Source organism: Nocardia sp. NPDC047648, from assembly GCF_040642815.1.
Classification (GTDB): Bacteria; Actinomycetota; Actinomycetes; order Mycobacteriales; family Mycobacteriaceae; genus Nocardia; species Nocardia gamkensis.
Window position 1 is genome coordinate 248,197 of sequence record NZ_JBEYSX010000007.1, and the last position, 24,107, is coordinate 272,303.

The window sequence follows — 24,107 nt, forward strand, 5'->3', positions numbered from 1 at the left end:
GGCGTGGCGGGGAAGGGCTCAGTGACCCGAGCTGCGCACCCCGAGCAGCACGTCCTCCCAGGACGGCATCGGAGCCTTGCCGCGCTTGGCGCGACTCGGCTTCGCCGGAGCCTTGGCCGCGGGCTTCGCGGGCTCCTCGGTGGCGGCGGGCGCGGGCGCGGTGGGCTCCGCCGTGGCGGTCGCGGTGGTCGCGGCGCCGTTGGCGGGCACCGAGTTACCGGCAGCTGCGGGGGTCGCGGTACCGGCCGCGGCGGGAGCGGCGCCGGTGGCTGCCGCCGGGATCGCGGCGGCGCTACCGCCGGCCGCGACGGCCCGCTGCTCGTAGTATTCGTCCAGCGTGGGCTGACTCTGCCTGCTCGCCGTCCGGGTGGGCGGCGCAGCTGGGGCGGGGGCGGGACGCGGTTCGACCACCGGTTCCGGCTGCGGCGGGGCCGGTTCGGGTTCGGGAGGCACGATCGTCGCCAGCCCGCGCAGTGCGCGCCCGAAGTCCGGATCGATCAGATCGGAAGCCGGATCGTCGAGCGGTGAGACCGAGCCGCCATGCGCGTCCGGCTGGTAACGCCAGTGCGCGGCGATCTCGGAACGCCCGTTCTGCCACTGCAACTGGGCGACCCAGTAGCCCTTCTCGTCCTTCCAGGCGTCCCATTCGGCGCCCTCGATGTTGTGTCCGCGCGCGGTGAACGCGGCGGTGACGACATCGATAAGGGTGTCCACGGCGGGACCGTCGGGGCGGACCGGGTGCGCCTTCTGGGCGAGTTCGGCGGCGCGGGCTCGCTCCAGCAGGACCGGATAGGCGAATCGCTCGACGCGACTGGCCGGCATTCCGGATTCTTCGGTGACCTGTTCTACGGAGGCCCCTGCGCGAATACGGGCCTGGATATCGCGGGGACGCATAGTTGCTTCCATTTCGATCTCAATCTGGCCGAATCGGGCAAGGTCTCCGCGCGCGGCGGCTCGCAGTTTGTCGTCGGCGGGCAGCCGGAACTTCTGACCGGACTCGGTGTCGATACACACGATGTGCGTGGAGTCGGGCGTCACCCCGATCACTCGAAGTTCACGCACCGTTACCTCCTTATCGCGTCGACTCGCGACACCGCCCACTTTCCGAAACAGTAGTGCACATCTGAGATTAATGGGGCAGGACACGCGGCACGGAAATCTCCGGAGAGACGTCCGCGCCCCGCTAATCTGCTCTGTTTGCTCCGCTGCGCCTAATTCTGCGGCGTGTCGATCCCGGGCGTGTTGCGGCCGTCGGATCCGATTACACGGCGCTCAGCCGAGATTCTGCACGACCCAGTCGATGGCGCGGGTCAGCTGGCTGACGTCGTCGGGATCGATCGCCGGGAACATGCCGATGCGCAGCTGGTTCCGGCCCAGTTTGCGGTACGGCTCGGTGTCCACGATGCCGTTGGCGCGCAGAATCTTCGCCACCGCTGCCGCGTCGACCGAATCGGCGAAATCGATGGTGCCCACCACCTGCGAGCGGTGCGCCGGGTCGGTGACGTACGGAGTGGCGTACTCGCTCGACTCGGCCCAGGAGTACAGCCGCGACGACGAGTCCAGCGTGCGCTTGACCGCCCAGTCCAGGCCGCCGTTGCCGTTGAGCCATTCGATCTGGTCGGCGAACAGCAGCAGGGTGCCCAGCGCGGGGGTGTTGTAGGTCTGGTCCTTGGTGCTGTTGTCGATCGCGATCGGCAGCGACAGGAAATCGGGCGTCCAGCGGCCCGACGCCTTGATCTCCTCCACCCGGGCCAGCGCGGCCGGGCTCATCAACGCGACCCACAGGCCGCCGTCGGAGGCGAAGCACTTCTGCGGGGCGAAGTAGTAGACGTCGGCGTCGGTGATGGTCACCGGGAGGCCGCCCGCGCCGGAGGTGGCGTCGATGGCGATCAGCGCGTGGTCCGAGCCCGCCGGACGCCGGACCGGGATGGAGACACCGGTCGAGGTCTCGTTGTGCGCCCAGCCGATCAGGTCCGCCGACGGGTCCGACACCGGCTCCGGCGCGCTGCCGGGCTCGGACGAGACCACGATCGGATCGCCGATGAACGGGTTGCCCTTGGTCACCGCGGCGAACTTCGAGCTGAACTCACCGTTGGTCAGGTGCAGGGAACGCTCCCGGACCAGACCGAACGCGGCGGCGTCCCAGAACGCGGTGGTGCCGCCGTTGCCGAGCACCACCTCGTAGCCGTCCGGCAGGCCGAACAGCTCGCGCAAGCCCGAGCGCACGCGCGCCACCACGTCTTTGACCGGTTTCTGCCGATGCGAGGTTCCGAACACCGAGGCGCCGACGTTCACCAGCGACTGCAGCTGCTCCGGACGCACCTTGGAGGGGCCGCAACCGAACCGTCCGTCGGCGGGCTTGAGATCGTCGGGAATGGTCGGAAACGCAGAGGTCATGGCGAACAGGGTAGTCGGTGGTATCGCTGTGGCGACGCCCACACTCCGGCTAACGTAAGCGCCCATGAGCATGGCGTCAGCTAACTCGGGGTGGCGACTGCGCGAGCGGGCACGGAATTTCCGGCTGCGCGGTGCGACGGTCTCGGACGCGATGCGGCGGGAGTTGCTGATCCGGGGGGAGTCGGGGACCGCGACGATCCTCGGCGTGCGTCCGCGGCGCACCGAACCAGGGCACGTGTTCTGGGTGCGGGTGCAGCTGGCGGGGGAGTTCCCCTACGAGAGCAGGGTGCGGCAACGGGTGGCCGACGCGGATCTGGAATGGATGCGTGCGGGCGATGTCGTGTGCTGCCGGGTCGACCCCCGCGACCGTGATCGCCTCGTGCTGTACGTGCCCGACCTGGAGGAATCCGGCCGGGCGAGCATCGCGAAGATCCTCGCCGACGGCCGCCGCGCCGACGCCACCGTGCTCGCCGCCGCGCCGGTCGCGGCCGACTACTCCGGTCGCGACGACCCGGTGCTGCGTCTGGACCTCGAACTGCGCGCCTGGGACGAGGCCAAACCGTGGCGGGTGCGGCTGGTCCAGCCGGTGCCGTTGAACGCCATCCGTCTCGTCGACCTCGGCCAGCATCTGGAGGTCGCCTTCTTCGAGGTGGACCACGGCGAAACGGTCGCCGTCGACTGGATCGCATCCCTCGAGGAGTGAACCGCGGGCGAATCGGCCGAGCCGCTATGGATGCACGAAGGTGAAACCCATCGCGCGGATCTTCGGCAGCGCCGCGGCCATACCCTCCGCGGTTCTCGAACGCGGCCGGTGCATATGCGCCAGCGCAATACGCCCGGCGCGGCGGCATTCGTCGCCGCTTGCACTTCGGCGGCCGGCGCGGTCGCCGAAATCGGCGTTGATACCGAAACCGACCGGAGTTTCGCCCAATTCGTTGACGATGGACATCGCGACATCGCCGTAATGCGCGGTGCCCACGCGGAAGAATCGCGGCGGCGCGCCGGTCGGCGCGGCCAGCGACTCGTGGTCGGCCCACACTTCGTCGGCGGCCTCCCGCGCCGACCCGGTTCCCGCGATCCATAGGCTTCGCGGCCGTTCACCTCTGGCTCCCCTGGATGCCACGTGAGCCGGACGTGACAGCGGCACAACGTCTTCCGCGGTCACGCCCGGCTCGCGGCCGTGCGTGTGTGGCCTTCGGCTACGTGTGCGCGATGGTCGCCCAGCCCGCGACCTCTTCGGGCTTGCGGGGGCCAGGGCCGGTGTAGATGGCCGCCGGGCGCACCAGCTTGCCCAGCTGCTTCTGCTCCAGGATGTGCGCGCACCAGCCCGCGGTGCGGCCGCAGGTGAACATGGCGGGCATCATGTGCGCGGGCACCTCGGCGAAGTCCAGGATCACCGCGGCCCAGAACTCCACGTTGGTCTCGATGGCGCGGTCCGGACGACGCTCGCGCAGCTCCGCCAGGGCGGCCTGCTCGAGCGCGGCGGCGACCTCGTAGCGCGGCGCTGCCAGCCGCTTCGCGGTGGCGCGTAGGACGCGGGCGCGCGGGTCCTCGGCCCGGTAGACCCGGTGACCGAAGCCCATCAGCTTCTCCTTGCGGTCCAGGATGCCCTTGACCAGGGCTCGCGCGTCACCGGTCCGCTCGACCTCCTCGATCATCGGCAGCACCCGCGCGGGCGCGCCGCCGTGCAGCGGACCGGACATGGCGCCGATCGCGCCGGACAGCGCGGCCGCGACGTCGGCGCCGGTCGAGGCGATCACCCGGGAGGTGAAGGTGGAGGCGTTCATGCCGTGCTCGGCGGCGGAGACCCAGTAGGCGTCGATGGCCTCGGTGTGGCGCGGGTCGGGGTCACCCTTCCAGCGGGTCATGAAGCGCTCGGTGACCGTGGTGCACTCATCGATCTTCTTCTGCGGGACCGCGGGCTGGTAGATGCCGCGCGCGGACTGCGCGACGTAGGACAGCGCCATGACCGAGGCCCGGGCGAGGTTCTCGCGGGCGGTCTCGTCGTCGATGTCCAGCAGGGGCTGGTAGCCCCAGATCGGCGCGAGCATGGCCAGCCCGGCCTGCACGTCGACGCGCACGTCGCCGGTGTGCACCGGGAGCGGGAAGGGTTCGGCGGGCGGCAGGCCGCGCCCGAACGATCCGTCGACCAGCAGCGCCCACACGTCACCGAAGGTCACCCGGCCTTCGACCAGGTCCTCGATGTCGACGCCGCGATAGCGCAGCGCGCCGCCGTCCTTGTCGGGTTCGGCGATGTCGGTGGTGAACGCCACCACGCCCTCGAGGCCGCCGACGAAATCACTGGGGACGGTGGCCTGCCCACCGGAAACCGCGGGGCTGGTAGTCATGTCGCGACTCTCCTTGCACTTGGTTCACACGTTCTCGCCGATGGGAAGATGTCGGATTTGACGAGCACATGCCGATCATCAAAACCTTAGCTCGCTACTACCGGGGAGTAACGTCTGGCCCATGCGCGACCTGGACACTTCATCGGATCTGGCGGCCATGCGGGTCGACTACGGCGGCCTTCCGCACGGCGGCAACGACGACGTCGACCTGGACGAGACCTGGCTCGCCGGTGGCTGGGAGCCGTTGCTGCGGCACTGGATCGAACAGGCCACCGCGGTGGGCATCGCCGAACCCAACGCCATGGTGCTGGCCACGGTGTCGGTGGCCGACGGCACACCACGACCGGTCGCGCGGACCGTGCTGTGTAAAGGGCTCTCGCCGGAGGGTGTGATCTTCTACACCAATTACGACTCCGCCAAGGGCGCGCAGCTGACCGCCGTGCCGTACGCCGCGGTCACCTTCGGCTGGCCCGCGCTGGGCAGGCAGGTGCATCTGCGCGGCGCGGTCGAGCGCGTCCCCGCCGAGACGACGGCGGCGTACTGGCGTTCCAGGCCGCGCGACTCGCAGCTGGGCGCCTGGGCGTCGCGCCAGTCCCAGCCGATCGGCTCGCGCGCCGAACTGGATCGCACACTGGCCGAGGCGACCGCGCGGTTCGCCGATGTCGACGAGATCCCCGTACCGCCGCACTGGGGCGGCTTCCTGGTGCGTCCCGACGAGGTCGAGTTCTGGCAAGGGCGGCGCGGCAGGCTGCACAACCGCATCCGGGTGCGGATCGAGGACGGGACGACCACGGTCGAGCGCTTGCAACCCTGACGTATTCCCGGCGCGCCCGTGACAATTGTCGCGTCGAACCGGTCGCGACGACTGCGTACGCTGCGGCGGTGAAACTGCTCGCCGACATCACTCCGCTGCGAAATCCGGACTACCGACGCCTGTGGAGTTCGGGCATCGTCACCATGATCGGCGCGCAGCTGTCGGTGGTCGCGGTGCCGCAGCAGATCTTCCAGATCACCGGCAGTTCCGGCTACGTCGGACTGGCCGGGCTGTTCGGCTTGGTGCCGCTGATCGTGTTCGGCCTGTGGGGCGGCGCCCTCGCCGACGTACTGGACCGGCGCAGACTCCTGCTGATCACGAATTCGGGCACCGGGCTCACGGCGCTGGCCTTCTGGCTGCAAGCGGCGGCCGGGGTGCGGAACGTGTGGCTCGTGCTCGGCCTGTTCGCCGTGCAACAGGCGTTCTTCGCGGTGAACCAGCCCACCCGCAGCGCCACCATTCCCCGCCTGCTGCCCGAAGGCCAACTGGCCGCGGCGAATTCGCTGAACATGACGGTGATGCAGTTCGGCGCCATCGCCGGGCCGGTGCTGGCCGGTGCGCTCATTCCCGTGGTCGGCCTCGCCACGCTCTACCTGATCGACGCCGTCGCGCTGCTGGCCACCCTCTGGGCGGTGTGGCGGCTGCCCGCGCTGCCGCCAACCGGAACGGCGCGCCGCGCCGGATTCCGCACGGTGCTGGACGGTTTCGGCTACCTCGCCACGCAGCGGGTGCTGCTCGCGTCGTTCGCGGTGGACGTGATCGCGATGGTGTTCGGCATGCCGCGTGCGCTGTTCCCGCAGATCGCGCACGAGACCTTCGGTGACCCGGCGACCGGGGGTGTCGCACTCGGCCTGCTGTTCGCCTCGATGTCGGCGGGCGCGGTGCTCGGCGGGGTGTTCTCCGGCTGGATTCCGCGCATCCGCAGGCAGGGCCTCGCCGTACTGGTGTGCATCGCGCTGTGGGGGCTGGCCATGGTCGGCTTCGGCATCGCCGTCGGATGCACCGGCGACGGCCTCGCCCTCGGCGCGGGCTTGTGGATCGCGCTGGCCTGCTCGGCCTTCGGTGGCGCGGTGGACATGGTCTCGGCCGCGCTGCGGGTCACGATGCTGCAGACGGTGGCCACCGACGATCTGCGCGGGCGGTTGCAAGGGGTGTTCACCGTGGTCGTCGCGGGTGGCCCGCGCGTCGGTGATGTTGCCCACGGTTTCGCGGCTGCGAGCCTGGGTACAGCTGTTGCCGCTGCCGGTGGAGGCACGCTCGTGGTGGTGGGCGTGGTGCTCGCGGCGGTCGCGTTTCCGGCTTTCACCCGTTACCGTGTCGGGCGCGCTCACGCCGAAATCGCCGTGTGACGTGCACCGCGACCGCTCCGCTCCGTGCCTGCGGGACCTCACCGCGCCGGGATGTGTTTGTGAGCCGCCGCAGGACTACCCTCCGGTATTGTCCGCGTCGGTGAACGGCTAGCGTTGAGGCAAGCGCATCGTGTGCCGACCGCGCCGGTGCCTGTGGTTCTAGCCTGAGAGGGATCCTTCCGTGCCCGCTGAGAACATCATCAACGTCGACGACGACGCCAAGCCGGTCCTTTCCTACCCCGGCGGCGAGTTCCCGATGACGGTCACCAGGGCCGCCGAGGGCAACGACGGGATCGAGCTGGGAAAGCTGCTGGCCAGCACCGGGTACGTGACATACGACCCGGGTTTCATGAACACCGCCCCGACCAAGTCGGCGATCACCTACATCGACGGTGAGGCGGGCATCCTGCGCTACCGCGGCTACCCGATCGACCAGCTCGCGGGGGCCTCGACCTTCATCGAGGTCAGCTACCTGCTGATCTACGGCGAGCTGCCCACCCAGGCCCAGCTCGAGGACTTCACCGACCGCATCCGCAGGCACACCCTGCTGCACGAGGACCTGAAGCGGTTCTTCGACGGCTTCCCGCGCAACGCGCACCCGATGCCGGTGCTGTCCTCGGCGGTGAACGCGCTGTCGGCCTACTACCAGGACTCGCTGGACCCGCGCGACCCCGAACAGGTCGAGCTGTCCACCATCCGGCTGCTGGCCAAGCTGCCCACCATCGCGGCCTACTCCTACAAGAAGTCCGTGGGCCAGCCCTTCCTCTACCCGGACAACTCGCTGAGCCTGGTGGAGAACTTCCTGCGGATGACCTTCGGCTTCCCGGCCGAGCCCTACGAGGTGGACCCCGAGGTCGCAGCGGCGCTGGACATGCTGCTCATCCTGCACGCCGACCACGAGCAGAACTGCTCCACCTCGACCGTGCGCCTGGTCGGCTCGTCCGACGCCAACCTGTTCACCTCGGTGTCCGGCGGCATCAACGCGCTGTGGGGCCCGCTGCACGGCGGCGCGAACCAGGCCGTGCTGGAGATGCTCGACAGCATCAAGGCAGGCGGCAGCGACGTCAAGGAGTTCATCCGCAAGGTCAAGAACAAGGAAGACGGTGTGAAGCTCATGGGCTTCGGGCACCGCGTCTACCGCAACTACGACCCGCGCGCCTCGATCGCCAAGAAGCACGCCGACGCCATCCTGAGCAAGCTCGGCGGCCACGACGAGCTGTTCGACATCGCCCAGGCCCTGGAAGAGGCCGCGCTCACCGACGACTACTTCATCGAGCGCCGCCTGTACCCGAACGTCGACTTCTACACCGGCGTCATCTACAAGGCGATGGGCTTCCCGACCCGGATGTTCACCGTGCTGTTCGCCATGGGCCGACTCCCCGGCTGGATCGCGCACTGGCGTGAGATGCACAGCGAACCGCTGAAGATCGGCCGTCCGCGCCAGATCTACACCGGCTACGGCGCCCGCGACTACCGCGAGATCACCAATCGTTGACGAAATCCATCCATCACCTATCGAAGGGGATAGCCGAATGACCAAACCGGAGATCGAGTTCCAGGCAGGGCCCGCGCCCGCCGAGCTGGTGATCAAGGACATCATCGAGGGCGAAGGCAAGGAAGCCGTGCCCGGTGGCACCGTGGAAGTGCACTACGTGGGTGTCGAATTCGAATCCGGCGAAGAGTTCGACTCCTCCTGGAACCGCGGTGAGTCCATCACCTTCCCGCTGCGCGGCCTGATCCAGGGCTGGCAGGACGGCATCCCCGGGATGAAGGTCGGCGGTCGTCGTCAGCTGACCATCCCGCCGGAGCTGGCCTACGGCCCGGCGGGAGCCGGTCACCGGTTGTCCGGCAAGACCCTGGTCTTCGTGATCGACCTGCTGAACGCCAACTGATTCGGCGGCGCGGCACAGTGCCCGCCCGCGAATCGTGAGATGTATGGCCCGTGTTCCGCTGAGGAACACGGGCCATCGTCGTATCCGCCTATCGCCGGACGATCTCGACGGGGTCGGTGAGGGCGGAGGCCAGTGCGGATTGCTGGCTGCCGCTGCGCTGGGGGAGGGCGGCTACGGCCTGGTCGGTCTGGGTGTTGAGGTTGCGGACGATGCTCTGCAACTGGTTCACGCCGCCGGTGAGCCGGCCGATGGCGTCGACCAGCTGGGGGCCGCCCTGTTCGGCGAGCTGGGGTAGGCCCTCGGCGAGCTTCGCGCCCTCCGACAGTTGCGCGCTCGCACCGGTCAGGCGGTCGACGACGGTGCGAAGCAGAGTACCGAGATCGGTGTCCGGGTCGACCGCGCCGCCGACGAGCGAACCGAGGCCCGTCAGTTGAGAGCCCGCCTGCGCGGACACGCTGCGCAGCGCGTCCAATTTCCCGATGATGTCGGCCAGCGCCGGATCGTTCGCGAACGGCAGGGCACGCAACAGCGGCAGGATCTGGTCCAGACCGCCGCTCACCGTGTTCGCCGTGCGTTCCACCTGCGCGATCGTGACGCCGGTCGAGTCGAGGGCCGCGGCGAGCCGGCCGGCTTGCGCGGCGGCGCCGTCGACGGTGGAATTCAGCAGCGCGATGGCCGAAGTGAGCTGCGCCGAACCCGATCTGGCTGACTCGAGGAAGCCGAGCAGCTGGTCGGCGCCTGCGCTGAACTGGTCGGCCCCCGCGGCTGCCGCGCCGACGCCCGCGTCGAGCAGCTGGGCGGTGAACCGCACCTGGGACAGCTGGGTCCTGGCCTGGGTGACGGCGGTGAGGGCGGCGTCGACGCCCACCGCCCCGATCCGATGCGTCACCTCGGTTACCGCGCCGTGCACCAGGTCGGCGTCGGCGTCCTCGTTGGTGTCCACGGTGACCTCGGCCCGCTTCGGCTCGGGGCCGGCCAGGGTGCCCAGCGATTGCGTGAGATCGGCGGGCAGCGTGATGACCGCGGCGTAGTCGCCGGTGCTCGCCTCGCCCGGCGCGGCGGCGGTCCATTCGTAACCACCCGCGTCCTGCAACGCCTCGACCACGCGCGCACCAGTGGGCCCGGTATCGGCGTTGACCAGAGCGATTCCCGTCGGCCCCCGATCATTCCCGGTACACGCGGTGATTCCGGCGCCGAGGGCACCGGCCGAGAGGAGCGCGACGGCGAGAATGCCCCAGCGGGCCCGTTTTTCGATCACGTCGCAGACCATAAACGCGAGTTATGGCGCGCCCCTGGGCGTTTCTCTGAGGGTTGAGTAAGGGTCGATCAGTCCTTGCGCGTCCAGGCGAGCGTGATCCGTGTCTCGCGCAGCCGCCAGCCCGCGGGCGTGCGTACCACGGTGCAGGTCATGCGCAGTCCGCTGGTCTGATGGGGCGGTTGGCCGTCGCGGTAGAAGTACACGAACGAGTTCGCGGAGGCCGCGGCCCGGTCGCCGTCGACGTCCACCAGCAGGTCGGTGGTCGTGTGCTGGGTGAGTTCCCCTTCGACCTCGGACTGTCGCATGAATTCCACGACCTTGTCGATGCCGCGAACTCGGATTCGCGGCGAATGGACCTCCACATCGTCGGCGAAGACGGTGCCGGCGTCCGCCAACCGCTTCTCGTCGAGCAGGCGGGCGAAACGAGTGAACAGGTCGGCGATCTCGATGCGGTCGGCGAGCAGGGTATCGGTGGACATGACGGCCCTTTCGTTGGCGTTCCCAATGTTGGGATAACCAACTGTACAGCTAATAATTGGTTGCGCCAACTATTTCTTCGCGATAGTCGCACCCGTCGGCGTCTCTCATGCCGCAGTGCAGTGGCGTGGCAGGCCGCACAGCCGGCGAACTTCCTGGTCCAGGCCGCGTTGATGTACCCCGTCGAGCGGATCGCGCACACGGTCGATGATTCCGGCGTTGCCATCCGAATTTGCCGAGCATCCACCCTGCCGCGGTGGTCGGCCACCGTGTCGGCGAAGTCGCCTCGGCCTACGCCCCCAGCTCGTCGGCTCAGCTCCCGGTTTCGAGCGAAGCGAGACCGAGCATGTTCCGTTCGCGGCCCGGCTCGCGTCCGAGTGGCCGCCGCGTCCGCGACGAAGTCGCCAGCGGCGGCCACTCGGACGCGAGCCATAAAGGGGCCGCGAACACGCAGCGCCGCAGGCGCTGGAAATCAAACAGAGCCGGGCAGATCCAGGACCAAGCGGATTCCGCCGAGCGTGCCTTCGTCGAAATAGGCTCGGCCACCATGCAATTGGGCCTGCTGGGCCACAAGTGCCAAGCCGAGGCCCGAGCCGCCCTTGCTCGCCTGGCTGCCGCGGAAGAAGCGGTCGAACACGGCTTCGCGCTCCTCCGGCGGGATGCCGCGGCCGTTGTCGTCGATCGAGATCACGATGTGACCGCCCCGCCCGCGGTGCGCGGAGACCAGGGCCTCGGTGGCTCCGCCGTGTTTGACCGAGTTGGCCAAGGCGTTGTCCACCGCCAGTCGCAGCCCGGCGGGCAGGCCGCGGGTGACCAGTTCGGCGTCGGAATCGATGCGCACGGTGAGGCCGGGGAAATGCCGCATGGCGTCGTGTGCAGCCTGGTCGCACAGGTCGCCGACGTCGGTGGCCACGTGGTCGCGCTCGTTGGTCAGGTCGCCGGTGGCCAGCCGCTCCAGCGCCGCGAGCGTGGTCTCCACCCGGCCCTGGCTGCGTTGCAGGTCGTCGAGGATCTCGGCCCGCTGCGCCTCGTCCAGGTCGAGGGTGCGCAACACCTCGAGGTCGGTGCGCATCGCGGTGAGCGGGGTGCGCAGCTCGTGGGCGGACACGGCGGCGAAATCGCGGGCGGTCTCCAGTGCCGCGGCGGTCTGGGCATGCGCCTGGTCGACCCGCTGCAACATGGTGTTCACCGCGTCGGCCAGTTGCTCGGCCTCGTGCACGCCCGCGCCCTCCACCCGCGCCTGTGGATCGCGGGGATCGGGATACGCGCTGCGCGCGCCCACCTGCCGGGTGAGCCGCACGATCGGACGCACCGCCGCGCCCGCGAGCAACCAGCCCAGCCCCGCGGCGGCGGCGATGGCCAGCAGAGCGCCGCCGAGCACCCACCGTTGCTGCTCGGCGGTGGCCTCGGCGGCGCCCGCGGCGGGGATGCCGAGCGAGACCACCCGGCCCGCGGGTTGATTCTCGGTGGTGGTCAGGATCCGGTACGGGGTGCCGCTCACCGCGACGGTGCGCGAACCGGTCGGCTGCGAGGGCAGTTCGGTGGGTGTGCTCGCGACGACATCGCCGTTGTCCCGGACGGTCACGGCCATGTCGTTGTTCAGCCCGGTCAGGCTGATGAACCGGACCGCGAGCTGCGGCTCGATCAGCACGATCCGCGCCGCGACGGCGAGCTGCTGGTCGGACTGCTGCACGTTGTTGCGCTCGATGGCACGGATGCTGATCAGGCTGATCAGGGTAACGATGATGACCGCGCCCGCGGCCGCCGCGCCCGCGACCCGGGTGCGCAGCGAAAACGACCGGCGCCGACGGGGTTCCGGCGGTGCGGCGGCGGGCACGGTCATTTCGGTGCTCGGAGCACGAATCCGACGCCGCGGATCGTGTGCAGCAGCCTGGGAGTGCCGTCCACCTCGAGTTTGCGGCGCAGGTATCCGACGAAGACGTCCACCACGTTCGTGTCGGCGGCGAAGTCGTACCCCCACACCAGTTCCAGCAGACGCTCCCGGCTCAGCACCACGCCCACGTTCCTGGCCAGCGTGGACAACAGCTCGAATTCCCGCTTGGTGAGCTCGATCTCGCGGCCGTGCAGCAGCGCGCGATACCCCGCGACGTCCACCTCGAGCGGGCCGACGGTGACCGCGCCCGGTGTGGCGGGAGCGGGTGCGTCGGACCGTCTGCGCAGCAGCGCCCGGATCCGTACCACCAGCTCCCTCAACACGAACGGTTTGACCAGGTAATCGTCGGCGCCGGACTCCAGTCCGGAGATGCGGTCGTCCACCGACGCACGGGCGCTCAGCACACAGATCGGCACCTCGTTGCCCATGGCGCGCAAGGCGGTGACCACCCCGGCCCCGTCGAGCACGGGCATGTTCATGTCCAGCACGATGGCGTCGGGCGCGTTCTCGTTCACGCTGCGCAGCGCTTGCGCGCCGTCCCTGGCCACGAGGACTTGGAAGCCGGACAACCGCAGCCCGCGCTCGACCGAGGCGAGCACGTCCTCATCGTCGTCGACAACGAGGACCGTCGGATTCGGAGTCGAGGTCACGTCATCCATTCTGCTCCCCGCCTCCGGTGAAACCTCGCGTTGTGCGAGTCGGGCGCGCGGGCCAAGGGGTTCACATCCCGCGCGACGACCCGCCGGGGTGCCGGAGCGAACCCGGCGAGTCGTTCATGTCCGCGCGGGATCAGTAGCTGTGGCAGGTCTCGGCCACGACCCGGATCGTGTCGCGCAACTGCGCGGTCCGCGGGTCGTTCTCCGCCTGGCGCACCGCGTCCGGGTTCTCGTCGATGGCCCGCCGCAACTCGGCCCGGCGCTGCTCGACCGGCTGGTCGAACCTGCGCTGCAACTCGGCCTTCTGCCTCGGGTTCGCGTCGAGCACCGCGGCCAGCTGCGGCGCCTTGTCGTGCAGCGCCGCGTCGACCTGGGCGAACGAGCAGTCCGAGGTCAGCAGCGGCTCTGCGTATTCCATCGGGCCCGCGCCTGCGATGGCGGGGCTCAGGAACAACGTGACCGTGGCGAATCCACCTGCGGCGAGAGCGGCGACGGCGGGGCGGCCTACGGAACGTTTCATGATGTGTTGCCTCCAGATCATCGATTTGGTTTCGGGGCGGTCTCGAGGCTATTTCGAACGGTTGGCACCGATCTGAACATCCTCTGAGGAAACTCTGAGGACGTTGTACCGGCGATATGGAACCTAGGACGGCACAACCGGATCCACGCCGGGCGCCACCACGTCATCGGCGTTGTCGCTGTTGTCCTGCGCCGGGTCCCGCCACTCGGGACGCGCCGCGCGGATCTGCTGCTCCAGCGCCGCGAGCACGCCCGGGTCCTCGATGGTGGAGGGCACTTCGAACGTCTCACCGGAGGTGATCTGCCGGATGGTCTTACGCAGGATCTTGCCCGACCTGGTCTTGGGCAGCGCCGTCACGACGACGGCGTCGTGCAGCGTGGCGATGGCGCCGACCTGGGTGCGCACCCGCTCGATCAGCTCGTCGCGCAGGCGGTCCGGATCGATGTCGACACCGGACTTGAGCACCACGTAGGCCAGCGGCCGGTGCCCCTTGAGTTCGTCGGGCAGCCCGATCACGGCGCATTCGGCGACCGCCTCGTGCCCCGCGATGGCCGCCTCGATGCTTCCCGCCGAGAGCCGGTGCCCGGCCATATTGATCACGTCGTCGCTGCGGCCTAGGACATACAGGTAGCCGTCCTCGTCGAAGTAGCCGGAGTCGCCGGTGAGGTAGTGACCGGGATAGGCGGAGAGATAGGAGCGCTCGTAGCGGGCGTCGTCGCGCCAGAGTCCGGTCAGCGTGCCGGGCGGCAGCGGAAGGCCGATGACGATGTTGCCCTCGGTGTTCGGCGCCACCGCGTTGCCGGAGGAGTCGAGCACGCGTAGTCGGTAGCCGGGGATCGGTACCGAGGCCGAGCCCGGTTTGATCGGCAGGCGCTGTAGGCCGAGCGGGTTCGCGCAGATCGGCCAGCCGGTCTCGGTCTGCCACCAGTGATCCACCACGGGGCAGTCCGAGCGACCCGCGAGCAGGGTTTCCTCGGCCCAGGTGTAGGTGGCCGGATCCAGGCGTTCGCCCGCGCAGAACAGGGCGCGCAGTGAGGACAGGTCGTGGCGGTGGGCCAACTCGGCGCGCGGGTCCGCCTTGCGGATGGCGCGCAGCGCGGTCGGGGCGGTGAACAACACCTCGACCTTGTGCTTGTCGACCACCTCCCAGTACGCGCCAGCGTCCGGCGTTCCGACCGGCTTGCCTTCGTACAGCAGCGTGGTGGCTCCGACCAGCAGCGGCGCGTAGACGATGTAGGAGTGACCGACCACCCAGCCCACGTCGGAGGCGGCCCACATCACCTGCCCCGCGTGGATGTCGTAGATGTTGCGCATCGACCAGGCGAGGGCGACCGCGTGCCCGCCGTTGTCCCGGACCACGCCCTTCGGCTTACCGGTGGTGCCGGAGGTGTAGAGGATGTAGAGCGGATCGGTGGCGGCGACCGATACCGGATCGGCCGCGGGCGCGTCGCGCACCGCGTCGTCCCAGTCCAGCCACTGCGCGGCCACGGTCTGCGCCGAACTCGGCAGGTACTCGGTGGCGGGCTGCGGCGCGGGGAAAGGGATCGTGTCGAATTGCGGGCGCTGCTTGACGATCACCGTGCGCGGCGCGGTCGTCTCGGCGAGATCAAGCGCCTGCAACACGATGGGCGGGTATTCGATCTTCTTGCCCGGTTCCAGGCCGCCGGAGGCTGTGATGATCAGCACCGGCTCCGCGTCATCGATGCGGGCGGCCAGTTCCGGGGCCGCGAAGCCGCCGAACACCACCGAGTGGACCGCGCCGATGCGAGCGCAGGCCAGCATCGCGATCACCGCCTCGGGGATCATCGGCAGGTAGATCACCACCCGATCGCCCGCCGAGACGCCCAGCCGGGCCATCGCACCGGCGAACCGCGACACCTCGTCGAGCAGCTCGGCGTAGGTGTAGACGACGGTGGAGCCGATCATGGCCGAGTCGTAGATCAGGGCGGGCTGATCGGCGAGATCCGGAGCGCCGGGGGTGGTGGGGTGCACGTGCCGGTCGAGCGCGTTGAAGGAGGTGTTCAGGCGAGCGCCGGAGAACCACCTGGCCACCGGGCGGGCGCCGGTATCGACGATCTGCGCCGGAGGCACGTCCCAGTCGATCGCTTCGGCCGCGCCGGCCCAGAACTCGGCGGGATCCACCAAGCTGGTCTGATAGGCCGGTCGATACTCGTGCCGCACGTTCAACCCCGTGACTCCCTAGCCTCGCCTCGATGCCCGCCTCGATAGATCTGGTTGATTGTGGCAGACTTCACGCGACGCCCGGGTGGGTGCCGCTACCTTTGGTTTTGCCTGGAACCGGCAGGTCAATGATCGCGACATCACGCCCAGTCACCCAAGAAGTTATTGATCCGTTAGAATCTGATGTCACTTATTTGGGCCGTCGTAGACGCAATTTCTCGGCCAGCCGCAGCTCTCGGCCAGCTCCACCTGTCGAGCCAAGCACGCGAATGTGGAGGTTCGGTTGATGGCGCGTGGTAGAGGCCAGTTTGGAAAGTGAGTGGGAGATGCGTGACGCCGCTAGGTCCGGCAGCAGCCGCTGGGCTCTGGGCAACTGGGACCTGCGCTGGAAGGTGACGGCGGTGCTCGCCGTGCCTCTGGCGGTCGCGGTCGGGCTCGGCGTGTCCAGGATCTCATCGGAGTTCGCGGACTCGAACCGGCTCGCCGACATCTCGGAGAATGTCGCCGCGATCCCCTCGGTCACCGCGCTCAGCGCGCAGACCGCCACCACCGCGGGCTCGCAGATGATCTCGCTGGGCTCCAACCAGTCCGTGGTGACCGACCAGAACCTCGCGGATCTCGACAAGGCCATCGCCAATGCCGAGAAGGCGGTCACCAGGCTCGACGGCGTGCCCGGCGCGCGCACCGCCATCGACAGCATGCTCACCCAGGCCAAGGGCGTGCGTGCCCAGGGCAAATCGGTCTCCACCGGCCCGCCGTCGGACACTCTCGCCCTGATCGACCGCGTCCGCAGCGACAGCGTCCGGATCGTCGAGACCACGGTCGGCCAGGTCAGCGACACCGCCGTCGACGCCGCCAAACTGCGGCTGGTCGACTCGCTCAACACCCGTGCCACCCTGGTCAGCGAACTCGCCGCCTTCCCCGAGGTGCTGCGCTCCCAGCAGTCCGGCGTCCAGAACTTCCTCATCGCCTCCAACACCGAGCGCGCGCTGCTCAACGTGCTCGCGCATCGCTTCTCCGACGGCGACACCTCGATCGCCGACCTGCGCGCGGGCATCGACACCAGGATCGCGCTGTTGACCAGCCCGCAGGCGCAGGCGGGCCAGCTTCCCGTCGGCGACTTGAAGAAGTCGCTGACCGACAGCCTCGCGGTCTACGAGCATGTCGTCGGCAAGGCGACCAAGGACATCGACTCCGCGATGAACTCGCTGGTGACCACCGCCCAGCGCGACGCGTGGACCTACACCGCCGTCGTCATCGCGACCATCCTCGCCGCCCTCCTGCTCGCGGTCTTCGTGGCCCGCTCGATGATCGTCCCGCTGCACCGGCTGCGGTTGGCCGCGCTGCGCGTGGCCGAGAGCGACCTGCCGCACGAGGTCGCCCAGCTCCGCACCGGCGCCTCGCCGGAAGAGGTGCCGCTCGAGCCGATGCCGGTGCGCAGCACCGAGGAGATCGGCCAGCTGGCCCGCGCGGTCGACGACATCCACGGCCAGGCGCTGCGCCTGGCGAGTGACCAGGCGAAGATGCGTTCGCAGGTCAACGACATGTTCGAGACCCTGGCGCGGCGCTCGAAGTCGCTCGTCGACCATCAGCTCACCCTCATCGAGGCGATGGAGTACGACGAGAAGGACCCGCGCCTGCTGGAGAACCTCTTCCGGCTCGACCACCTCGCCGCCCGCATGCGCCGCAACGGCGACAACCTGCTGATTCTGGCCGGTACCAGGCAGCGCCGCGCCAAGTCCGCCCCGGTCGAGATCGCCGACGTGCTGCGTGCCGCGATCTCCGAGGTCGAGGACTACGAGCGCGTGAAGCTCGGCGCCACGCCGCGCGGTTCGCTGAAGGAACCCGCCGCCTCCGACCTCGCGCACCTCTTCGCCGAGTTGCTGGACAACGCGCTGCGCGCCTCGCCGCCGGAGACCGACGTCAAGTTCACCTTCGCGCAGGCGCACGATCAGGGCCTGCTCATCGAGGTGGCCGACCGCGGCATCGGTATGCCGCCCGCCGAGATGGCCGACATCAACCACCGCTTGGAGCAGACCGCCGAGCCGGGGCCGGACACGGCCCGCCACATGGGTCTGTTCGTGGTCGGCAGGCTCGCCGAGCGGCACGGCCTCACCGTGCGGCTGCGCCCGACCTTCGACACCGCGCGCGATCCCGGTGTCACGGTGACCGTGCACGTGCCGGTCGGCCTGATCGTCGCGGGCAAGCCGAGCGCGGCGCAGGCCGTCACCGCGCAGCCGCAGCCCGTCACCCCGCAGCCCTCGCCGCAGGCCGCCGCGCCGCAGCGTCCGTCGTCCATGCAGATGCGGGCCGTCACCCGGACTCCTGGGGGCAATGTCATGGTCACTGTCGATCCCGGGGTGAGCGGCCCGATTCCGGTGGCCGCCAAGCCCACCGGCACGCCCAGCGGTCCGATCCCCACCGGCCCCGGCGGACTGCCGCAGCGGCAGCCGGGTTCGGCGATGTCGTCGAGCGGTATGCGCTCGGAGGCGCAGCAGTCGGCGACCAGCCTGCGGCCCGCGCCAGGACAGCAGGCGCCGAGCGGTCCGCAGCGCGGCAAGCTGGCCGCGGCCAACCTGCCCAAGCGCAATCTCACCCCTGGCGGTCCGCCGCCGCGCCAGCCCGGTGGTCCCGCGGAGCAGTCCGGTTCGGGCCTGCCGCCGCGCGACCCGAACTCGGGCGAACTGCCCCTGCGTCAGCCGGGTGCCAATGGTGTGCCGCAGCCGAGCACCGGTCTGCCGCAGCGGCAGCCGGGCACCAACGGCGTGCCGCAGCGGGACGCGTCCAGCGGCCTGCCGCAGCGCGAAGCCGCTTCCGGCGGTCTGCCGCAGCGCGACCCGGCGAGCGGTCTGCCGCAGCGCGAGACCGGTCTGGGTGGTCTGCCGCCGCGGGAAAGCGGTTTGGGTGGTCTGCCGCAGCGTGAGTCCGCCGGTGGCCTTCCGCAGCGTGAGCCGGGTTCCACCGGTCTACCGTCGCGTGAGCCGGGTCCGACCGGCCTACCGCAGCGGCAGCCGGGTTCGAACGGTGCGCCGCAGCGTGACTCGGCCTCCGGTGGGTTGCCGCAGCGTGAGTCGGCTTTGGGCGGCTTGCCGCAGCGTGAGCCGGGATCGACCGGTTTGCCGTCGCGTGAGCCGGGATCGACCGGTTTGCCGTCGCGTGAGCCGGGTTCCACGGGTTTGCCGTCGCGTGAGTCGGCCTTGGGTGGTCTGCCGTCGCGTGAGCCGGGTTCCACCGGTTTGCCGTCGCGTGAGTCGGCCCTGGGTGGTCTGCCGTCACGTGAGCCGGGTTCGACCGGTCTGCCGCAGCGTGGCTCCGCCTCCGGTGGATTGCCGCAGCGTGAGTCGGCTCTGGGCGGCTTGCCGCAGCGTGAGCCGGGATCGACCGGTTTGCCGTCGCGTGAGCCGGGTTCCACCGGTTTGCCGTCGCGTGATTCGGCCCTGGGTGGTCTGCCGCAGCGGGAGCCCGGCTCGACCGGCCTGCCGCCGCGGCATCCGGCGCCCGACCTCCCGCAGCGCGACGCCGCGCCCGGTGGGCTGCCGCAGCGCGAACCCACCGGCGGTCTTCCGCAGCGGGATTCCGGCGCCCATCGCCTTTCGCAACGCGATTCCGTCAACGGCTTGCCGCAGCGTGAGCCGGGCTCCGGCGCGCTGCCCGCTGTGAACGGTCTGCCGCAACGGGATTCGGCTTCGAACGGTCTGCCGCAGCGTGAGGCGGGTGCGGTGAACGGTCTGCCGCAGCGTCCGCCCGCACCGTCGAGCCCGCCGCAGCGCGAGAGCGGGCTGACCGGTCTGCCGCAACGGCAGCCGGGCGCGCAAGCGCCGCAGCGCCAGCCGGTGCCGCCGGGTATCGCGCTGCCGCAACGTGGCCAGCACGCCGCGAGCGAAGAGCAGCCCGCCACCGCGCCGGGACGCGATCCGGGCAAGCACAGCTTCCGGTCCAACCCGGCCAAGACGGCCTCGTTCTTCCAGACCAGGTTGCAGCCCGCGGACGAGTCGGGTGCGTTGATGGGCGGAACGCCGATCTTCGCCGAGATGATGTCGGCGTGGCTGTCGGATCCCAACGCGGATCGGTCCCAGGTGGCCGCCTCCTTCGAATCGCCGGGTGACGAAGGTTGGCAAGCGGCTCGGCGTGCCAGCGAGGCGCAGCCCGAGACGAAAACGGCTGCCGGCTTGCCGCAACGCAATCCGGGCGGAAGGCTTGTCCCCGGCGGCGTAAGCGGTGCGGCGGATCGGGCGCCGCGCCGTGACCCAGAAACGATCAGGTCCAGCTTGAGTCGTCACCAGCAGGGCGTCCGGGATGGCCGCGCAATGAGAGCAATGAACCTAACCGGAGATAAAGGAGACCGATGAACCCCGATCTAGGTGGTACGAATCGTCAGCTGGATTGGCTGGTTTCGAACTTTGCCAACGAGGTTCCTGGCGTAGCCCATGCCGTCCTGGTCTCGGCGGACGGCCTACTCATGGCCGCGAGTGCCCAGCTGCCCGTCGACCGCGCCGAACAGCTCTCGGCCGTCACGGCCGGTCTGGCCAGCCTGTCGGTCGGCGTCTCGAATCTGTTCGAGGGCGGCACCGTGCTCCAGTCCGTCGTGGAGATGGAGCACGGCTACCTGCTACTCATGGCTGTCGGCGACGGTTCCTATCTCGCGGTGCTGACCAACACTTCGTGTGACATCGGTCAGGTCGGTTACGAGATGGCTCTGTTGGTCGAGCGTGTTGGCCAGACTGTTCAGGCCACGCCACGCGTCACGATGGGTTCCTGATGGTGGGATGGACATAGAAGATCACCGCGTGGGGAGCGCCGAGCCGAGCCTCGTACGCCCATACTCACTGACCGCAGGCCGTACCAGGCCCGCGGTCGAGTTGGCGTTGGAGGCTCTCGTCGCATCGCATCCGGTCGCCCTCGAGCGGCAGTTCGAACTGACCAACATCGAGACGTCAATCGTGGAGTTGTGCAGAGAATCGCCGTCCGTTGCCGAGGTAGCAGCCCGATTGGGCATCCCTATCGGGGTGGCCCGTGTGCTCGTGGCCGATTTGATCGAGGCCGGGCACGTACGCGTATCGGCGACTTTGAAAGACGATTCCAGCGACGATGAGCGTCGCGAGCTGATCGAAAGGGTTCTCAGTGGACTCCGGCGTATTTGATTCGACGGCGCAGGTCGACACCCGTACCAGCAAGCCGACATCGGCGAAGATCGTGGTCGCCGGTGGCTTCGGCGTCGGGAAGACCACGTTGGTCGGTGCTGTGTCGGAGATCGTTCCGCTGCGCACCGAGGCGTTGGTGACCAATGCCAGCGCCGGGATCGACAACCTGACCGGCATTCCGATGAAGTCGACCACCACGGTGGCGATGGACTTCGGCCGGATCAGTCTCGCCGACGATCTGGTGTTGTACCTGTTCGGCACGCCTGGCCAGTATCGGTTCTGGTTCATGTGGGACGACCTGATCCGTGGCGCCATCGGCGCCGTCGTGCTGGTCGACACCCGCAGGTTGGAGGACAGCTTCGCGGCCGTCGACTACTTCGAAGCGCGCGGCCTGCCGTTCCTGGTGGCGCTCAACGAATTCGACGACGCGCCGCGGTACCCGATCGAGGACATCCGGCAGGCGCTCGCCGTGCCCGCCGATGTGCCGATCCTGTCCATCGACGCGCGTCGTCGTGAGCCGGCCAAGCAGGCGCTGGTCGCGCTCACCGAGTACGCGCTGCGCAAGGTGATGCAGGGCTACTGAGTGCTCGCGCGGCTCGCCGGAGCACCGGGTAGGGCCGGATAGGCTCGCCCGGTGCGTACCTCGGCGCGAGAGTTGCTCGAGCAGCTGCTCGACACGGACTCGTTCGTCAGCTGGGATCGGCCGCCGGTGACGGTGGCCGCTTCCCCGCGGTACCGCGATGCCCTGCGAAAGGCGGCGGTCGCGGCGGGTACCGACGAATCGGTGCTCACCGGCGAAGGGCTGCTGCGCGGTCGCCGCGTGGCCGTGATCGCCTGCGAGTTCGGGTTCCTGGCCGGCTCGATCGGCGTGGCCGCGGCGGAGCGGATCGTCTCGGCGGTCGAGCGCGCCACCGAACTGGGACTGCCGCTGGTCGCTTCGCCGACCTCCGGTGGGACCAGGATGCAGGAGGGCACGGTCGCCTTCGTGCAGATGGTGAAGATCGCCGGTGCGGTGGCGGCCCACAAGTCGGCGGGTCATCCCTACGTGGTCTACCTCCGCAACCCGACGATGGGTGGCGTTTTCGCTTCCTGGGGCTCGTTGGGCCACATTACCTTCGCCGAGCCCGGTGCGCTCATCGGGTTTCTCGGCCCACGGGTCTATCAAGCGTTGTACGGCAGGCCTTTTCCGGAAGGCGTACAGACCGCGGAGAACTTGTATCGCCGCGGCGTCATCGACGGGGTCCTGACGATCCCGGTCTTCCGCCGCATCGCCCATCGCGCACTGAGCGTGTTCAGCGGCATCGAGCTGCCTGATTCCGCTGCGGCGCAGTCGAATTCCGAGCCGGTCGCAGAGCGGTCGCGGAGCTCGGTCGCGCCGGTCCATGCTCAGGATTCCGAAAGCGTTGAAGCAGAAAGACTTCGGCTGGATGAAGGGCGAAGCCACGCTGCGGACGATCGGGTGTGGCAGTCGGTCCTGATCTCCCGCCGTCCAGAGCGCCCCGGCATCCGGGAGCTCTTACGTCATGTGACGCAACGAGTTCCGCTCAGCGGCACCGGTCAGGGCGAGTCCGATCGCACCGCCGTGCTCGCCCTCGGTCGTTTCCGGGGCAGGCCGTGCGTGGTGTTCGGGCACGACCGGCGCGGCCAGCAGGGCGAGAACACCATGGGCCCGGCGGCGCTGCGTGAGGCGCGGCGCAGTATGGCGCTTGCTCGGGAGTTGCGGTTGCCGCTGGTGCTGGTCATCGACACGGTGGGCGCGGCACTGTCGAAGGAGGCGGAGGAGCGCGGACTGGCACCCGAGATCGCCCGCTGCATCGCCGATCTGGTGACGCTGGACACCCCGACCGTCTCGGTGCTGCTCGGCCAGGGCACCGGCGGCGGCGCGCTGGCGCTGCTGCCCGCCGACCGGGTGCTCGCCGCCACGCACGCGTGGCTCGCCCCGCTGCCGCCGGAAGGAGCGAGCGCCATCGTCTTCCGCGACACCGACCATGCTGCGGAATTGGCCGCGACACAACGGATCGGTGCCGCCGACCTGCTGGACGACGGCGTGGTGGACCGGATCGTGCCGGAGTTTCCCGACGCGGCGGACGAACCGGTGGACTTCGCCCGGCGGATGGTCGCCGCGATCGCGCACGAACTGGCGACCTTGCGCGCACGGCCGGAACCGGAGTTGCTCGCGGCGCGCCAAGCGCGGTACCGGCGGCTCGGTCTGCCCGGTATGACGGGCTGACCTCAGGTTTACCAGCAAATTGCAGGCCAACACACCAGAGCGCGTGATTGACGGTTCGCCGCCACACTTCTACCGTCGGAATGTGACCTTCAAAAGCGAGACCAGCACCGTTCCCTCGATCGTGCTGAACGACGGGAACGTGATCCCGCAGCTCGGCTTCGGCGTGTTCCAGGTACCCGCCGAGGACGTCTTCTCGGTCGTCACCACCGCGCTCGAGGTTGGCTACCGCAGCATCGACACCGCCGCGATCTACGGAAACGAGGAGGGCACCGGCCGGGCGATCCGGGAATACGGCCTGCCCCGCGACGAGATCTACGTCACCACCAAGCTGTGGAACTCCGACCAGGGCTACGATTCGACGCTGCGCGCGTTCGACGCCAGCATGCAGCGGCTCGGCCTCGACTACCTCGACCTCTACCTCATCCACTGGCCGGTGGCCGTGGCCGACCGCTTCGTGGACACCTTCCGCGCCTTCCAGGCGCTGAAGTCACAGGGCCGGGTGCGGTCGATCGGCGTCTCGAACTTCACGGTCGCGCACATCCGGCGGCTCATCGCCGAGACCGGTGAGATCCCGGTGGTGAACCAGATCGAGCTGCACCCCAGCTTGGCGCAGCGCGAACTGCGTGAGTTCCACGCCGCCAACGCGATCGCGACCGAGGCGTGGAGTCCGCTCGGACAGGGCACACTGCTCGACGATGCCACCATCGCCCGGGTGGCCGCCGAGGTCGGTCGCACGCCTGCGCAGGTGATCATCCGCTGGCATCTGCAACTGGGCAACGTCGTCATCCCGAAGTCGGTGACGCCGTCGCGGATCGCGGAGAACTTCGACGTGTTCGGCTTCGAGCTGACCGCGGAGCAGATGGACGCGATCAACGGCCTGGACAGCGGTTCACGCATCGGCGGGGACCCGGATACCCTCACGCTCGGGCTGATCGACTGACGACTCGGAC

At 69.3% G+C, this 24,107-nt stretch carries 21 protein-coding genes; 11 read left to right on the forward strand and 10 right to left on the reverse strand.

The genetic code is table 11. The features are described from left to right. Positions 1-18: 18 nt before the first annotated feature. Entirely contained in the window at positions 19-1,062 is a 1,044-nt protein-coding gene (gene sepH, locus ABZ803_RS17620) for a septation protein SepH (RefSeq protein ID WP_357038766.1), read from the reverse strand. Between the two features lie 210 nt (positions 1,063-1,272). After that, positions 1,273-2,397 (reverse strand): phosphoserine transaminase, encoded by a 1,125-nt coding sequence (serC, locus tag ABZ803_RS17625; RefSeq protein WP_357038769.1) that lies wholly within the window; start codon positions 2,395-2,397, stop codon positions 1,273-1,275. Positions 2,398-2,461: 64 nt separating this feature from the next. On the opposite strand from serC, the gene ABZ803_RS17630 reads away from it, so the two are divergent. Continuing rightward, positions 2,462-3,100 carry a hypothetical protein gene (locus ABZ803_RS17630; RefSeq protein WP_357038772.1) on the forward strand — a complete coding sequence of 213 codons (639 nt, stop codon included), beginning with the start codon at positions 2,462-2,464 and terminating at the stop codon, positions 3,098-3,100. A 24-nt stretch (positions 3,101-3,124) separates the two neighbouring features. On the opposite strand, the gene ABZ803_RS17635 is transcribed toward ABZ803_RS17630, so the two are convergent. Both ABZ803_RS17635 and ABZ803_RS17640 read right to left on the reverse strand, forming a co-directional pair. Then, a complete protein-coding gene (locus tag ABZ803_RS17635) occupies positions 3,125-3,376 on the reverse strand; it encodes a hypothetical protein (RefSeq protein ID WP_357038775.1) in 252 nt (83 codons plus the stop codon). 220 nt (positions 3,377-3,596) lie between these two features. Continuing rightward, positions 3,597-4,745 carry a citrate synthase 2 gene (locus tag ABZ803_RS17640; protein WP_357038778.1) on the reverse strand — a complete coding sequence of 383 codons (1,149 nt, stop codon included), beginning with the start codon at positions 4,743-4,745 and terminating at the stop codon, positions 3,597-3,599. A gap of 121 nt (positions 4,746-4,866) precedes the next feature. Here ABZ803_RS17640 and pdxH point away from each other — a divergent pair, with 121 nt between their 5' ends. The 4 genes from pdxH (at position 4,867) to ABZ803_RS17660 (ending at position 8,800) form a co-directional block, all read left to right on the forward strand. Continuing rightward, positions 4,867-5,559, forward strand: a complete 693-nt coding sequence (gene pdxH / locus ABZ803_RS17645) for a pyridoxamine 5'-phosphate oxidase (RefSeq protein ID WP_357038781.1) — start codon at positions 4,867-4,869, stop codon at positions 5,557-5,559. A gap of 68 nt (positions 5,560-5,627) precedes the next feature. Continuing rightward, a complete protein-coding gene (locus ABZ803_RS17650; RefSeq protein ID WP_357038784.1) occupies positions 5,628-6,908 on the forward strand; it encodes an MFS transporter in 1,281 nt (426 codons plus the stop codon). Positions 6,909-7,089: 181 nt separating this feature from the next. Continuing rightward, a complete protein-coding gene (locus tag ABZ803_RS17655; protein WP_083864068.1) occupies positions 7,090-8,403 on the forward strand; it encodes a citrate synthase in 1,314 nt (437 codons plus the stop codon). A gap of 37 nt (positions 8,404-8,440) precedes the next feature. Further along, complete coding sequence (locus ABZ803_RS17660) at positions 8,441-8,800, forward strand: FKBP-type peptidyl-prolyl cis-trans isomerase (protein ID WP_357038787.1); 360 nt, start codon at positions 8,441-8,443, stop codon at positions 8,798-8,800. 88 nt (positions 8,801-8,888) lie between these two features. On the opposite strand, the gene ABZ803_RS17665 is transcribed toward ABZ803_RS17660, so the two are convergent. The 6 genes from ABZ803_RS17665 to ABZ803_RS17690 form a co-directional block, all read right to left on the reverse strand. Further along, a complete protein-coding gene (locus ABZ803_RS17665; protein ID WP_357038790.1) occupies positions 8,889-10,058 on the reverse strand; it encodes a hypothetical protein in 1,170 nt (389 codons plus the stop codon). A 68-nt stretch (positions 10,059-10,126) separates the two neighbouring features. After that, positions 10,127-10,537 (reverse strand): nuclear transport factor 2 family protein, encoded by a 411-nt coding sequence (locus ABZ803_RS17670; protein WP_357038793.1) that lies wholly within the window; start codon positions 10,535-10,537, stop codon positions 10,127-10,129. Between the two features lie 470 nt (positions 10,538-11,007). Then, positions 11,008-12,378 (reverse strand): HAMP domain-containing sensor histidine kinase, encoded by a 1,371-nt coding sequence (locus ABZ803_RS17675; RefSeq protein WP_357038796.1) that lies wholly within the window; start codon positions 12,376-12,378, stop codon positions 11,008-11,010. Continuing rightward, positions 12,375-13,088 carry a response regulator transcription factor gene (locus tag ABZ803_RS17680; protein ID WP_357038799.1) on the reverse strand — a complete coding sequence of 238 codons (714 nt, stop codon included), beginning with the start codon at positions 13,086-13,088 and terminating at the stop codon, positions 12,375-12,377. The genes ABZ803_RS17675 and ABZ803_RS17680 overlap by 4 nt, the downstream gene beginning before the upstream one ends. Before the next feature lie 130 nt (positions 13,089-13,218). Continuing rightward, on the reverse strand, positions 13,219-13,605 hold the full coding sequence (locus ABZ803_RS17685; protein ID WP_357038801.1) for a hemophore-related protein: 387 nt from the start codon (positions 13,603-13,605) through the stop codon (positions 13,219-13,221). Between the two features lie 123 nt (positions 13,606-13,728). Beyond that, on the reverse strand, positions 13,729-15,792 hold the full coding sequence (locus ABZ803_RS17690) for an AMP-binding protein (protein WP_357038804.1): 2,064 nt from the start codon (positions 15,790-15,792) through the stop codon (positions 13,729-13,731). Positions 15,793-16,112: 320 nt separating this feature from the next. Between ABZ803_RS17690 and ABZ803_RS17695 the strand changes: the two genes are divergently transcribed. The 6 genes from ABZ803_RS17695 to ABZ803_RS17720 all read left to right on the forward strand — a co-directional run bounded on the left by ABZ803_RS17695 (position 16,113) and on the right by ABZ803_RS17720 (position 24,097). Then, on the forward strand, positions 16,113-20,135 hold the full coding sequence (locus ABZ803_RS17695) for an ATP-binding protein (RefSeq protein ID WP_357038807.1): 4,023 nt from the start codon (positions 16,113-16,115) through the stop codon (positions 20,133-20,135). Further along, positions 20,132-20,545, forward strand: coding sequence for a roadblock/LC7 domain-containing protein (locus ABZ803_RS17700; RefSeq protein WP_011207200.1), 414 nt, complete (start codon positions 20,132-20,134; stop codon positions 20,543-20,545). The genes ABZ803_RS17695 and ABZ803_RS17700 overlap by 4 nt, the downstream gene beginning before the upstream one ends. 7 nt (positions 20,546-20,552) lie before the next feature. Then, a complete protein-coding gene (locus tag ABZ803_RS17705) occupies positions 20,553-20,927 on the forward strand; it encodes a DUF742 domain-containing protein (RefSeq protein WP_014981573.1) in 375 nt (124 codons plus the stop codon). Continuing rightward, positions 20,908-21,510, forward strand: a complete 603-nt coding sequence (locus ABZ803_RS17710; protein ID WP_174186021.1) for an ATP/GTP-binding protein — start codon at positions 20,908-20,910, stop codon at positions 21,508-21,510. Before ABZ803_RS17705 ends, ABZ803_RS17710 begins: the two co-directional genes overlap by 20 nt. 51 nt (positions 21,511-21,561) lie before the next feature. Beyond that, positions 21,562-23,157 (forward strand): carboxyl transferase domain-containing protein, encoded by a 1,596-nt coding sequence (locus ABZ803_RS17715; protein WP_357038811.1) that lies wholly within the window; start codon positions 21,562-21,564, stop codon positions 23,155-23,157. An 82-nt stretch (positions 23,158-23,239) separates the two neighbouring features. After that, on the forward strand, positions 23,240-24,097 hold the full coding sequence (locus ABZ803_RS17720) for an aldo/keto reductase (RefSeq protein ID WP_357038814.1): 858 nt from the start codon (positions 23,240-23,242) through the stop codon (positions 24,095-24,097). Positions 24,098-24,107 lie beyond the last annotated feature (10 nt).